Origin of the sequence: Blautia sp. 1033sp1_1033st1_G9_1033SCRN_220408 (assembly GCF_040929965.1) — a bacterium.
Classification (GTDB): Bacteria; Bacillota; Clostridia; order Lachnospirales; family Lachnospiraceae; genus Blautia_A; species Blautia_A ammoniilytica.
Map to the genome: position 1 here is coordinate 1 of NZ_JBFKZO010000008.1, position 12,680 is coordinate 12,680.

Here is a 12,680-nt window from a genome sequence, read left to right on the forward strand (position 1 = left end):
CTGTGGTTCTTCATCAATATTTACTTTTCCAGCAATAAGAATATCGCTGTATTCTTCACTTATTTTTTCATAAGCCGTTCCAATTCTACGGCAATAACCACACCAAGGTGCCCAGAAATCAACCAAAACCGGTTTTTCCTTATGAATTAATTGCCCAAACTTTTCTTTATTTATATTTATAGATGTCATATTTTTCAACTCCTTCTCCTATTTGAACTTAATATACCCCAAATAAGTGCTTGCTTCCGTGATGATATCACAGAAAAGATAATTTACTTTATTACACTTCTTTTTATTTCTATTTATGGCATATGCCAGTTATATAATTGACGCATCTAAAAAAAGCAAGTATACTATGTTCGTAAAGGAGATAACGGTTATGAACTTCGAAAATTGTTTTCCACTATGGAATGACTTAAATACAGCACAGAAAAAAATAATTTCAGACAATTTAATCACACAGTATGTAAAAAAAGGGACAATCATTCACAATGGAAACCTGGATTGTACTGGATTATTACTGGTTAAATCCGGGCAGCTTCGAACTTACATACTTTCAGATGAAGGACGAGAGATTACACTTTACCGTCTGTTCGATATGGATATGTGTCTTTTATCCGCCTCATGTATCATACGCTCCATTCAATTTGAAGTAACCATTGAAGCAGAAAAAGATACTGATCTTTGGATCATCCCTGCTGAAATCTATAAGGGCATTATGAAGGAATCTGCTCCCGTCGCAAACTATACCAATGAGTTAATAGCCACCCGTTTTTCTGATGTCATGTGGCTGATTGAACAAATCATGTGGAAGAGTTTGGATAAGCGTGTTGCTTCATTTCTTTTAGAAGAGACCTCTATCGAAGGAACAAACGAGCTGAAAATCACTCATGAGACGATTGCTAATCATCTTGGTTCCCACAGGGAAGTTATCACTCGAATGCTTCGATACTTTCAAGGCGAGGGTCTCGTCAAACTCTCCCGCGGCAAAATCACAATCCTTGATCCAAAAAGACTGGAAACACTCCAAAGGTCATAAAATTGTTTTTCTGTAACATATAAAGAAGAATCCTCCATTTATCAGAATTATGAAAGTCATTCTAATAAATGGGGGATCTTTTTATATTACGAGAAAATTATAAAAATATTATGATTATTTTTAATAATCCATACCACATGCATATGCCTTTTCAATCAGCGCACGGTCATTGACAACTGCATCATAGAAGCGGAATCCGCCGGAGAAGTTGTATGTTTCATATCCATTTCCTTCCAGAATACGACTGGCAATATAACTTCGCAGCCCACTCTGGCATATCAGGTAAACAGGCTTTCCCTTCTCAATTTCATTGATACGTTCCCTTAGTTCATCTACAGGAATGTTTTTGAATCCATCCATATGCCCCCTGTTAAATTCACCTACAGTTCTCACATCCAGCAACACAACACTTTTATCTCTAGAAATCTTATCCATATCTTCCAGATGCCATTGTTTTAAGGTACCTTTTGCTATATTGTCTATCATGAATCCTGCCATATTTACAGGATCCTTGGCAGAGGAATAAGGCGGTGCATATGCGAGATCCAAATCCTTCAGCTGGGTTGCCTTCAGCCCTGCATGGATTGCTGTTGCCAGCACATCAATACGTTTATCAACTCCTTCATATCCAATAATCTGAGCACCAAGCAAACGATAGGTCTCTTTTTCAAAAACCACCTTCATGGTCATCACTTTTCCACCAGGATAGTAACCGACATGACTCATAGGAGAAAGAATTACTGTATCTACCTCTAATCCTGACTTTTTGGCATTGGTTTCATTGATACCTGTAGTGGCTGCTGTCATATCAAACACTTTTATAACGGAGCTTCCCTGACTGCCCAGGTAACGACTATCACCGCCACAAATATTATCAGCGATGATTCTGCCCTGTTTATTGGCTGGTCCTGCCAAAGAAATCAGCGCATCATTACCCGTAACATAATGTTTTACCTGAACTGCATCACCTGCAGCATAAATATCCGGTACAGAGGTTTCCATTCTGTCATTCACTACAATACTTTCCTTGATGCCAAGTTCCAGACCGGCTTCTTTTGCTAATACTGTGTCTGGTGTGACTCCGATTGCCAGAACTACCATATCAGCCTGAAGGGATGGATTATCTTTCAACAGAACCTCCACTCCGTTGTCTTTTTCTTTAAATCCTTCTACTGTATAGCCCAGTACCAGTTTTATCCCATGCTTTCTCATTTCATTATGGATCATGGATGCCATATCCGGGTCAAAAGGGTTCATCAGCTGCTTAGGCCGCTGGACAATCGTAACATCCATGCCAAGCTCCCTCAAATTTTCTGCCAGTTCCAGACCAATAAAACCGCCACCTGCCAATACAGCCGATTTTGGATGATTCTTATTTATATATTCCTTTATCCGAAAAGTGCCTTCTACAGTACGAAGTGTAAAAAGTTTATCAATACCTACTCCGGGAAGTCTCGGCTGTGTTGGCTTTGCACCTGGAGAGAGGATCAGCTTATCATATTTTTCTTCAAATATCTCACCATTCTCTAAATCCTTCACTAAAACAGTTTTACGATCCGGATATATGGAAATAACTTCATGATGAATTTTCATGTTAATACGGAAGCGTTTAAAAAAACTCTCTGGTGTCTATAGTGTAAGTTCTTCCGGGTCTGTGATCACGTCTCCAATATAATATGGAAGTCCACAATTTGCATAGGATATGTATCCGGATCTTTCAAACATAGTAATTTCAGCATGTTCATTCAGTCTGCGTATTCTTGCTGCGGCTGTAGCTCCTCCGGCTACACCTCCTACAATTATTACTTTCATCTTATTTTTCCACCTTTCCTGAGTAAGCTGCAATGCCACCGATATTATTTACTTTAGAATATCCCATTCGTTGCAGTATCCCAGTTGCCTGGCGGCTTCGTGAACCGGAATAACAGTATACAAACAGTGGGATATCCTTATTCTTCGCTACAGAAGCAATATTGTCAAGTTGCTGCAACGGCACATTTTTACTTTCTGGTATATGTCTTTCCTGATATTCCTGCGGTGTACGTACATCCAGCAGAACTGCATCATCAGTCCTTTTATATTCTTCTATGCCTTGATTAATATTCGACTGTTTAAAGAAATCAAAAAATCCCATTAGCACACCTCCCTAAAGCATTTCTAAAATCGCATTCTTAGGTCTCGCCCCTGAAACCTGCTGTACAATCTTCCCATTCTTCATAACCACTAAAGTCGGAATGCTCATAATACTGAACTTATTTGCCAGTTCAGGCTCTTCATCTACATTAATCTTTCCAACTTTAATATCTCTACGCTCACTTGCAATCTCCTCTACAATAGGTACTACCATGCGGCAAGGCGCACACCAAGATGCCCAAAAATCTAAAAGAACGGGTTTATCGGAATTCAGTACTTCGTTCTGAAAATTATTTTTATTGATATTAATAGCAGACATTTTACAGTCCTCCTTATCTTTTTCTTTTTGTAGATTTATTATAGTCTTAATTTCATTTATTTTCCGTGATTACATCACCATACCTCATTAACTTAACTTCTTGCCATACCATCTACACTTAATATAACACCTGTAATGTAACTCGCCTCATCTGAAGCAAGAAACACAAACGCATTGGCAATATCTTCTGGCTGTCCAAGACGACGCAATGGAATTCTTTCAATCATAGGTTCGATAACTTCCTTTGGCACGGCCTTCATCATATCAGTTTCTGTAATCCCAGGTGCAACAGCATTAACACGAATACCTTTAGGTCCTAGTTCTCTTGCTAATGATACAGTCAATCCGTTTACTGCAAACTTCGATGCCGGATAAGCAAACCCACTTGGCTGTCCCGAAATACTCACCATGGAAGAAGTTGAGAGAATGACCCCCTTGCCTCTTGCCACCATACATTCTGCTGCTACACGAGTAGTATTAAATACTCCTTTTACATTTAGATCCATGACTTTATCAAAAGTCTCCTCTGTATAATCCATAAATGAGGTGTTTTCTGAAATCCCTGCATTATTTACCAGTATGTCGACACATCCATATTTTTCAGTTGCCCCTTTAAAAGCCTTTCTAACAGACTCCATGCTTGCCAGATTTGGACTAATTCCAGCAACTATTGCATTGGGATATTTTTCTTTTAATTTATCTACAGCAACATCTGCCGATTCCTGTGAACTTGCTGCCAACACAACTGAAGCACCTTCCTTCAAGAATTTATCAGCTGTAGCAAATCCTATACCACGGCTTCCACCCGTAATGATTGCAACTTTATCTTTTAATCTCATTTAGACTACCTCCTTACTTTGTTTGTAGTTACATTATAAGCAAAAGGTAAATCATTTTCTGTGATATCATCACAAACTATCGCAATAAAAAACCCTGTTGCTCACACGCACCAGGGTTTTTGTTTATCTATCCGTATTTAAATAATCAGAATTTTATTCAACTTCTGAAAACTGATCTTTTCCAACATTACATAATGGGCATTCAAAATCTTCTGGAACGTCCTCCCACTTTGTTCCTGGTGCAATACCACCTTCAGGATAACCTTCCTCTTCATCATATTCCCATCCGCAAACGTCACATACATATTTCATTAGTTTGTTCCTCCTTCTATTATTATAATAATCAATATTACTGATTACCTTTTATTTAAAATAATCATTCAATCATCATTTTTTCCGTTCAAAAACATATTCTGCATCTGATGATAAATCAGAGCGGAATGAATAGCCTAGTCTATCAAATTTCTTAATATCCTCAGGATTTTCAATTCTGTTTTCAGCCATGAACCTAACCATTTCACCACGGGCCATCTTAGCATATGTACCTTTTGTCACCAGTTTATCTCCTGATAACTCACAAAATGTAATCGTAATGTATCTATCCTGTCGTGTCAGATATTTTTCTATGCACTTAGAGTATTCTTTCGATGCCAGATTGATTATAATCCTGCTGTTATCAATCACTGAGCGGTATAATAAATCTCCCCAGTACTCATACAGATTTTTTGTTTCTCCTATTCCAACCTTCGCCTGCATTTCCAAACGATAAGGTGTCACACCATCCCTTGGTTTTAGCACACCATAAAATGCAGATATTATTCTCAAATGATTTTGTACATACTCGAACTGACTGTCCTCAAACACGGATGGAGCCATATATTGAAAAGCAATTCCTTCATATGATAAGACAGCTGGGGTAAGTAAATGATAAAGATCCATGTTTTCCAATCTATTGAAGTTCTGTTCTGTAATTTTGTCATTACATTTCCAGATAGTCTTCAGTTCTTCTTTTGACTTACTTTTCAACCAACTTTGTATCTCTGTCGTCTTTTCAATAAATTCAGGCAATCCATCCGGCGCTATGCTGTCAGTATCTGTAATCATCTTTTTAGCAGGGGATAATATTATCTTCATTAATCTAATTCCTTGAGCATATTTTCAGGATCATCTGCAGCCTTGACTTTATCATTTGCCTTTATAATAATCCCCTGTTCATCAATAAGATATGTGGTTCTTACTACTCCCATAGAGACTTTGCCATAATTTTTCTTTTCTTTCCATACATCATATGCTTCAATAACTTTCCGCTCTTGATCTGCTAAAAGTGTAAATGCCAATCCATATTTTTCCTCAAATCTCTTATGAGAGGATACAGAATCCTTACTGACTCCAAGAATAACTGCTCCTTTTTCGGTAAACTGAGGGTATCGCTCAGAAAACCCACATGCCTGTTTCGTGCATCCCGCTGTATTATCCTTGGGATAGAAATATAAAATCACTTTTTTTCCTGTATAATCCGATAATCTATGTATTTTCCCATTTTGATCTGGCAACTCAAAATCCGGTGCCTTAACCCCTACTTCCAACATTATTTATCCCTCCCTTTCTGTATCTTTCTCTTTATTCGCCTTTTTCTTCCTATTCCCGGTAATCATTTTATGACCTGTATATATCGCCACTACCATACATAACATAGAACTTAAAGCAAAGTATTTGTGACTTGATTTTTGCTTTTTATATCCAGTGTAAAAAGTCCCAAGCATTGTGATCAATGCTCCTACTGACCAATATTTATGTGCTTTCATGTAATTCCTCCATTTTTTCAGTGTATTCAATTCTAATTATACGCTACCATATTCCTATGTCAATTTGATAATAGAGCATTCCTATAAATTTTTTCAAAATATCATTATCAAAACTATGTATTGTTATCCTTTAATTTTTCTTTGAAATAATTGACAAAAAGCTTGCTTTCAGGAGATTACTATTTAATCTCTTTTCCATCTATATATAGTTGAAATTTATCAGGATTATTGACAACATCATAGTCCTTTCCGTATTCTACAGGTCTATATTCGGCTGTCATTACCGATTCCCCGTCTTCAATATCCTCTTTCCATAAATAGATGTTCATATCAATGCTCGTCGCATATCCTCTGTCTGTGGAGAATTTTGTCGAATGAAAAGAGACTTTACAACTTAAAATTGGATAAAAAGGACAAAAAAAGAAGAGCTGCTTGCTCTTCCCATATAGTAGTAGTAAAATAATATGTCATGCCAGTGCAATATATTACCTAGAATATCGCTATAACAGGAAAAGGGCTGCATTGTGACAGCCCCTAGTTTACTTCATCACGTTGTCTACATTCTGAGTGAACTCGTTCCCTGGTTTATTTTAGCATCGATCTGGATTTTGTTTCATAAAGATAAATTTTGCCACAGAGCGGTCGTATGTTTTAATGTGTCCAAACAGCCAGTCGATTACATTTTTCTGTACAAGTTCACTGAACCGATCTGTTGGTCCTTCATACTCCTGAAGGTATTCATACAGTTCCTGAATTGTCTTTTTAAACTCTTCATGTTTTTCATAATGTTTTTCACGCTCTGGATAACCGGCTTTTTCCTGAAGTGCTTCTTCTTCTTTAAAATGAAAGTCAGTATACTCGTTAAGATAATCCAGAAGTTTGATCGCCTTTACCTTGCTGTCGCCATTTTGACAGGCAATTACAAAGTTCTGAATACGGTCAATCAATTCTTTGTGCTGTGTATCGATTGTTTTATTTCCTGTTACTAAATTGTCATCAAAGGTAATGTTTAAATCGTAAGTCATAATTTGACCTCCATTTCTTTTATATGTTCTCTTAGGCTCTTTTAATGTCTGGCAGTTTCGTACCTGCATTTTCTGCTTAGTCTTCTACAGGAACGAAAACATCTTTTCCTAATCCGCAGATTGGGCATGTCCAGTCATCTGGAATATCCTCAAATGCAGTTTCTGGAGCGATACCGGCGTCTGGATCTCCTACTGCCGGATCATAAATATATCCACATGGTTCACATTCATATTTTTTCATAGTCATTTTCCCTTTTCAATGTCGATTTATTTTTGTTACCAAGTTCCTAGCAATTTTTCTAACACTTTGTTTCTTATATATCTGTATTATACATGATAATTATTCTTTTGTCAATAATAGTAATTATTATTATTTTTGCACTTAGCATAAACTGATATTTGAATTGCACATTTACATATTGTATATATCATGGGAATAGTTGAATAAAAAAATGAACTCTATTCATTAAAGACAGAGTTGCTGGAAATTATTTCTCTCCAACAACTTTCTTCGTCTTTAAGTCCTTGAAACACAATACTGTCCAATCAGATTCATCCAACTGTTATATTTATTCTTTTCACACACCTTTCGACAAATTTCATTTTCCATCAATACACAGAACATCTTATCATAATCAAATGCCCAAACAGCACCATTAGCGGGTGGCTTGCTCTGTCCCTATAAGGGACTATTCCCTGCTTGCGCCCGGAAGGCGCACTGACAGTCTGCCAACTGCACCACATTTACAGCAGCCCCTTCCAGGGGCTATTTCAGTGCTTCCTTATTCCGGCGCTGCCCCAAAAGGGGCTTGCTGGTTTGCTTTGATTTCCTACTACTACTCCAAGCAGTTTATTTCTTGTTTTTCTTCACCGGCTCACCCGTAAACGGGTCGATATACTCTACTAATGACATCTGGTCATATTCTAAATCTTCTTTTAATTGATTCTGAATATACTCTTTTATTGCAGCCGTATTTTTTCCTACCGTATCTACATAATATCCTCGGCACCAGAAATGGCGGTTTCCATATTTGTATTTCAAATTTGCACGCTTCTCAAATATCATCAGCGATGACTTTCCTTTTAAGTACCCCATTATTTCTGATACACTATATTTAGGTGGTATTCTTACTAACATATGAACGTGATCTTTACAGCACTCTGCTTCTATTATTTCAATTCCTTTTCTTTTGCACAACATACTTAATATTTCTGCTACATCTGCTTTTATCTGTCCATATATTACCTGCCTACGGTATTTTGGTGCAAAAAGTCGGGTAAGAGACGGACATTACTGGCCGTCCCTCCCCTAAGAACGGAACGTGCGACTTTCACCGCATTCCGCTCACGCATCTATAACACATAGTATTCACTACGTGCGGCTGTACTCTTCTGATATGCTAGTTTTCGCTTCATTTCATGCTCCTTTTTCCGCTTTATGAAGTAATCGCTGTTCAAAAAGGGATTTTTATTCAAATACAGTGATTTTACCCTTACTATCGGCATGTCCATCATTTGATAGAGAACAATCGTGTCTGTTCTGAATGACCACTGTCTTCCACATTTTGGATGCCAATACCTGTTCTTCACCCATTTATTACATTTCTGCGGATGTCTTCGTTTGGCCCATTTCCATAGCATCTCCCAGAGTCTGTGATCTATGAGAGCGAATGTGCTTTTTGCACAGACGCAATGGTGGTATTCTGCCCATCCTTTTGTTATCTGATTTAGTTTTACAATCAAAAGCTCTTGTTTTGACTCACGATAATACCGCACTGTCTGGCTAAGCTTTTTCGTGATTTTCTTCTTAGATTTAGTCGACGGTTGAATCAGAAGTTTGCCTTCGAATTTTCTGAAATTCCATCCCAGAAAGTCGAAGCCGTCATTTATATTTGTAGTAGCCGTTTTTTCTTCTGATAGTTTCAACCCCCGCTCTTTCATGAACTCTTCAACCACTTGTTTAACGTCTTCAAGAACTTCCTTGCAGTCTGCTGTTATAATGAAATCATCAGCGTAGCGGCATAGGTGTACTTTATGTTTATTGTAATTCGGGTGATAGTGCCCTGTACTGCTCGTACTGTATCTTTCAAGCAACAATCTTTCAAGTCCATCCAATGTCATATTTGCATAGGTCGGACTGATCAGCCCTCCCTGGGGGCTACCTCCTGTTGTGGGGAATAATCTCTTATTCTCCACATAGCCGCACTTCAAGAATTGCCTCATTATTCTTTTATCACTTGGGATATTTTCCAACATCCAGTCATGGCTGATGTTATCAAAGCATCCTTTAATGTCACCTTCCAAAATCCATTCCGGAGAAGTTTTTCTTGACAGAAGTTTGAACATGTATTCCATTGCATCCTGTGCACATCGGTTTTGCCGGAATCCAAAGGAAACCTTGTCTGCTGTTGTTTCTGCTATCGGGGCAAGAGCCAGCAGTTGTAACCCTTGCATGGCTCTGTCAGTCATAGTTGGTATCCCTAGTGGACGTTTTTCCTTTTTCCCATACTTTTCGATATAAGTTCTCTTCAATGGCTTTGCTTTGTATGAAGAAGTTGTAAGGTTGTGAACTGCCTGGATTTTGTCTTCGTCTGTCGACCAGATGTCTCCATCAATTCCAGGTGTATTTTTACCTTTGTTTGTTATCACTCTCTTAACTGCCAGGGCTTTTGCATAAAATGAATTTGTGATTAACTTTTGGAGTCTCTTTACAAGTCTCCACTTATCAGCCTGTACTGCCTTCACAATCCGTACTTGTAGTCTATTAACATACAATTCTGCCTGTTTCCAGTTAATCTCTTTCCATTTCAGTTTTCTGTATGTCTGCATTGTCCTCGCAGATGGCGTCATTGAACTTTGTGCATTCATAGATTCCCAGTCTTTCATATGATTAGACACGCGCCAGACGTCTGCCTCCTTTCGGATGGGACAAAGTTTGAATCCCTATCTGTTGCATTACACAACAGCATTCGCTTCTTCTGGCATCCATTCCTCCTGTGCATTGTATTTTTCTTACGATTAACCTACCTGTGAAAGGAGCACAAGAGGGTTTCCCAGTTCCATTGCTTGAATTATTGCGATGCATTTAGGCTCCATCTTTAGGCCGGAGGTGCTTCGTCCATTCAGCTCAGCGCATATCGAAACCGCCAGCCCACGCCCTCTAACCGTTTTGGTAATGGTGTATCAGTCACTTTCACCATTTCAAGTATCACGACCCTTACAATGGTTCACATATGTTAGCCGTGTGCATCAATTCCTAGCGGTTGGGTGGATGTGACTTCCACTTACCCGCATTGTCCCACTGCTTCACACCTTTCATCACTTACTAGGCATTTCGTGGTAGAAATATCACGAATGGAGGTGATAGCGCATGCGCGCACTTCAAGCAATGACCGCAGGTCGCACCAATATGGTACTTGCATTCCCATTTAGTATGAGCTAAACTATTTACGTTCATTTTATGAACCTCCTGTGATTTAATATTTGTGGTTTGCAGACCTACATTTATTTTAACACAGGAGATTACTTATATCTAAAGAGCTTCCCTCCCCCTGCATAGCAGGGGGTTTATTTTTACTGTCACACAATCAAACAGAACTTGAGAGGCAACCACATTTTCGATTGTCTATCAAGCTCTGTTTATCTCTTAGTACTTCAGATTATTCATTATTACTCTGCCTTTGACTTTGCTAACATAGCAATATCCCCCACACCATTTAAAACCATAGTTGGACGATACGCATAAGTTTTGAGTGTATCCTTCGTTGAACATCCAGAGAGAACCAATACAGTAGACATACCACTTTCCATTCCTGAAATCACATCTGTATCCATACGATCCCCAACCATTACAGCTTCTGCTGAATGACATCCAAGCATATTCAATCCTGTTCTCATCATCAGTGGATTCGGTTTCCCACAGAAATATGCCTGTGTACCTGTTGCCATTTCTATAGGTGCAATCAATGCACGACAAGCAGGAGCAATGCCGTTCTCAATCGGTCCGGAAACATCTGAGTTTGCTCCGATCAGCTTTGCACCTTTCAGAACTAAATTCGTTGCTTTTGTTAATGTATCCAATGAATAGGAGCGTCCCTCTCCCACAACAACATAATCCGGATTTACATCATTCATTGTGATACCTACATCATAAAGTGCATTTAACAGGCCGGCTTCTCCTATCACAAATGCTGAACAGCCTGCCGCCTGTTCTTTTAAAAATGCGGCTGTTGCCAATGCACTGGTATAAAAATGTTCTTCTGGCACATCAAGTCCCATCCTTGCCAGTTTCTAATTTAATTCCCGTGGTGTATATCCACTATTATTTGTCAAAAATAAATATTCTTTCTTTTCATCATGCAACCACTGGATGAATTCTGGAACACCTGGCAATATCTGATTGCCATGATAGATCACACCATCCATATCACAGATGAATCCTTTTTTTTCATTAAAATCGATTATGGATTTTATCATGTTCATATGCGCCCTGCCTTTCTTGTTTCTTTAGAATACACCTTATTCTTTTCATAATAGAATAAAACTCTTTTTTCTACAAATATTTTTATATTATATCATCCACACATGAAATCAAATACATAGCACTGTAAAATCAAAGTAAATATTTCGATCAACAGAACCTTTTATGACAACATCTCTTTCACACAAGTACTTCGATAATCACTTGGTGATATTTTATATCTTTCTTTAAATACTCGGTTAAACGTTCTCTGACTTTCAAATCCACTATCCAGACAAATATTTGTAATAGAATCACTCGTATTTTCCAAACGATGGCATGCATAGTTCAGCCTTGCATCGTTAAGATATTGATTAAAGTTTCTATGGAATGTCTTAGAAAAGAGTCTGGATAAAACATATTTGCTCACGCCCAGGTCTTTTGCCATCTCTTCCAACGAAAACTTCTTCTTGAAATTTGCTGATATATAGGAAACTGTCTGGTAAATAAGATCGTTGCTCCCCACACTGCTCTTTTCTACCAAATTTAATTTTCCTATGCAGCGTACCAACACAATTTGAAGATATGCCTGTGCAACAGTAATATCCGACTGTTCTGTCTCTAAAATTGCATTTATAACCCTATATACCTCCGTTTCAACCTTTTCCGCTTTGATGATTGGGTATTCAGGAGCCATGGATTGCATGATATCTGCAAATTTGGCTATCGTAAATGGCGATGCAATCAGATAAGTCGCTTTATTTACACCGGGCGTCAGTACCTGATAGTGATGAATAACATCTGGAAATACAAAGCCTATATCTCCTTTTTCCATATGGTATAGTTCCTGTCCGACACCAAGTTCTAATGATCCACTTGTTACACAAACGATCTCCAGTGCATTATGAAGATGTGGTTCAATATGTTTTGACTTCCTATTTATTGCTATAATCTCCTCTTTTGTGTCAACATATTTTAACTGCATGAAATACTCCCCTTTGCAACATTTGTCTATATCTTCTTTCGATTTGGCAAGCAATTCTTTTACACCTATCTTATAA

Annotated in this window: 14 protein-coding genes and 3 pseudogenes; 1 reads left to right on the forward strand and 16 read right to left on the reverse strand. The window is 38.1% G+C overall.

Going from position 1 to position 12,680, the window contains the following annotated elements; all coding sequences use genetic code 11:
* Positions 1–189: thioredoxin family protein (locus tag AB5916_RS07715; protein ID WP_368190277.1), on the reverse strand; the 189-nt coding region annotated here is incomplete at its 3' end.
* A gap of 166 nt (positions 190–355) precedes the next feature.
* On the opposite strand from AB5916_RS07715, the gene AB5916_RS07720 reads away from it, so the two are divergent.
* Complete coding sequence (locus AB5916_RS07720) at positions 356–1,039, forward strand: Crp/Fnr family transcriptional regulator (protein WP_173718988.1); 684 nt, start codon at positions 356–358, stop codon at positions 1,037–1,039.
* Positions 1,040–1,159: 120 nt separating this feature from the next.
* On the opposite strand, the pseudogene AB5916_RS07725 reads toward AB5916_RS07720, so the two are convergent.
* The 15 genes and pseudogenes from AB5916_RS07725 to AB5916_RS07795 all read right to left on the reverse strand — a co-directional run bounded on the left by AB5916_RS07725 (position 1,160) and on the right by AB5916_RS07795 (position 12,604).
* A pseudogene (locus AB5916_RS07725) lies at positions 1,160–2,851 on the reverse strand (FAD-dependent oxidoreductase).
* Between the two features lies 1 nt (position 2,852).
* Positions 2,853–3,173, reverse strand: coding sequence for a rhodanese-like domain-containing protein (locus tag AB5916_RS07730; RefSeq protein ID WP_368190113.1), 321 nt, complete (start codon positions 3,171–3,173; stop codon positions 2,853–2,855).
* A gap of 12 nt (positions 3,174–3,185) precedes the next feature.
* Complete coding sequence (trxA, locus tag AB5916_RS07735; RefSeq protein WP_005421612.1) at positions 3,186–3,491, reverse strand: thioredoxin; 306 nt, start codon at positions 3,489–3,491, stop codon at positions 3,186–3,188.
* A gap of 92 nt (positions 3,492–3,583) precedes the next feature.
* On the reverse strand, positions 3,584–4,330 hold the full coding sequence (locus AB5916_RS07740) for an SDR family NAD(P)-dependent oxidoreductase (RefSeq protein WP_368190115.1): 747 nt from the start codon (positions 4,328–4,330) through the stop codon (positions 3,584–3,586).
* A 153-nt stretch (positions 4,331–4,483) separates the two neighbouring features.
* The gene (locus tag AB5916_RS07745) at positions 4,484–4,642 is read right to left on the reverse strand and encodes a rubredoxin (RefSeq protein WP_005339874.1); all 159 of its coding nucleotides are present in this window, start codon (positions 4,640–4,642) and stop codon (positions 4,484–4,486) included.
* Between the two features lie 75 nt (positions 4,643–4,717).
* Positions 4,718–5,464, reverse strand: a complete 747-nt coding sequence (gene yaaA / locus AB5916_RS07750; RefSeq protein ID WP_005421606.1) for a peroxide stress protein YaaA — start codon at positions 5,462–5,464, stop codon at positions 4,718–4,720.
* A complete protein-coding gene (gene bcp, locus AB5916_RS07755; protein WP_368190117.1) occupies positions 5,464–5,919 on the reverse strand; it encodes a thioredoxin-dependent thiol peroxidase in 456 nt (151 codons plus the stop codon). Before bcp ends, yaaA begins: the two co-directional genes overlap by 1 nt.
* A gap of 3 nt (positions 5,920–5,922) precedes the next feature.
* Positions 5,923–6,135 (reverse strand): DUF6219 family protein, encoded by a 213-nt coding sequence (locus AB5916_RS07760; protein WP_158422007.1) that lies wholly within the window; start codon positions 6,133–6,135, stop codon positions 5,923–5,925.
* A 179-nt stretch (positions 6,136–6,314) separates the two neighbouring features.
* On the reverse strand, positions 6,315–6,464 hold the full coding sequence (locus AB5916_RS07765; protein ID WP_015524977.1) for a hypothetical protein: 150 nt from the start codon (positions 6,462–6,464) through the stop codon (positions 6,315–6,317).
* A 261-nt stretch (positions 6,465–6,725) separates the two neighbouring features.
* Positions 6,726–7,160: a bacteriohemerythrin gene (locus AB5916_RS07770; RefSeq protein WP_019161195.1), complete on the reverse strand. Its 435-nt coding sequence runs from the start codon at positions 7,158–7,160 to the stop codon at positions 6,726–6,728.
* 76 nt (positions 7,161–7,236) lie between these two features.
* On the reverse strand, positions 7,237–7,401 hold the full coding sequence (rd, locus tag AB5916_RS07775; protein WP_015524975.1) for a rubredoxin: 165 nt from the start codon (positions 7,399–7,401) through the stop codon (positions 7,237–7,239).
* A 609-nt stretch (positions 7,402–8,010) separates the two neighbouring features.
* A pseudogene (gene tnpA, locus AB5916_RS07780) lies at positions 8,011–8,433 on the reverse strand (IS200/IS605 family transposase); the annotation flags it as partial.
* 80 nt (positions 8,434–8,513) lie between these two features.
* Positions 8,514–10,046: a group II intron reverse transcriptase/maturase gene (ltrA, locus tag AB5916_RS07785; protein WP_202188988.1), complete on the reverse strand. Its 1,533-nt coding sequence runs from the start codon at positions 10,044–10,046 to the stop codon at positions 8,514–8,516.
* A gap of 783 nt (positions 10,047–10,829) precedes the next feature.
* Positions 10,830–11,642: pseudogene (locus AB5916_RS07790) on the reverse strand (HAD-IIA family hydrolase).
* 161 nt (positions 11,643–11,803) lie between these two features.
* Positions 11,804–12,604: a helix-turn-helix domain-containing protein gene (locus tag AB5916_RS07795; protein ID WP_368190119.1), complete on the reverse strand. Its 801-nt coding sequence runs from the start codon at positions 12,602–12,604 to the stop codon at positions 11,804–11,806.
* Between the last annotated feature and the right edge of the window lie 76 nt (positions 12,605–12,680).

What these genes read in the sequence shown, in the direction of transcription:
- AB5916_RS07720 (WP_173718988.1), top strand. Translation starts at nt 356, where the DNA reads ATGTTCGTAAAGGAGATAACGGTTATGAACTTCGAAAATTGTTTTCCA.
- AB5916_RS07730 (WP_368190113.1), bottom strand. Translation starts at nt 3,173, where the DNA reads ATGGGATTTTTTGATTTCTTTAAACAGTCGAATATTAATCAAGGCATA.
- trxA (WP_005421612.1), bottom strand. Translation starts at nt 3,491, where the DNA reads ATGTCTGCTATTAATATCAATAAAAATAATTTTCAGAACGAAGTACTG.
- AB5916_RS07740 (WP_368190115.1), bottom strand. Translation starts at nt 4,330, where the DNA reads ATGAGATTAAAAGATAAAGTTGCAATCATTACGGGTGGAAGCCGTGGT.
- AB5916_RS07745 (WP_005339874.1), bottom strand. Translation starts at nt 4,642, where the DNA reads ATGAAATATGTATGTGACGTTTGCGGATGGGAATATGATGAAGAGGAA.
- yaaA (WP_005421606.1), bottom strand. Translation starts at nt 5,464, where the DNA reads ATGAAGATAATATTATCCCCTGCTAAAAAGATGATTACAGATACTGAC.
- bcp (WP_368190117.1), bottom strand. Translation starts at nt 5,919, where the DNA reads ATGTTGGAAGTAGGGGTTAAGGCACCGGATTTTGAGTTGCCAGATCAA.
- AB5916_RS07760 (WP_158422007.1), bottom strand. Translation starts at nt 6,135, where the DNA reads ATGAAAGCACATAAATATTGGTCAGTAGGAGCATTGATCACAATGCTT.
- AB5916_RS07765 (WP_015524977.1), bottom strand. Translation starts at nt 6,464, where the DNA reads ATGAACATCTATTTATGGAAAGAGGATATTGAAGACGGGGAATCGGTA.
- AB5916_RS07770 (WP_019161195.1), bottom strand. Translation starts at nt 7,160, where the DNA reads ATGACTTACGATTTAAACATTACCTTTGATGACAATTTAGTAACAGGA.
- rd (WP_015524975.1), bottom strand. Translation starts at nt 7,401, where the DNA reads ATGAAAAAATATGAATGTGAACCATGTGGATATATTTATGATCCGGCA.
- ltrA (WP_202188988.1), bottom strand. Translation starts at nt 10,046, where the DNA reads ATGAAAGACTGGGAATCTATGAATGCACAAAGTTCAATGACGCCATCT.
- AB5916_RS07795 (WP_368190119.1), bottom strand. Translation starts at nt 12,604, where the DNA reads ATGCAGTTAAAATATGTTGACACAAAAGAGGAGATTATAGCAATAAAT.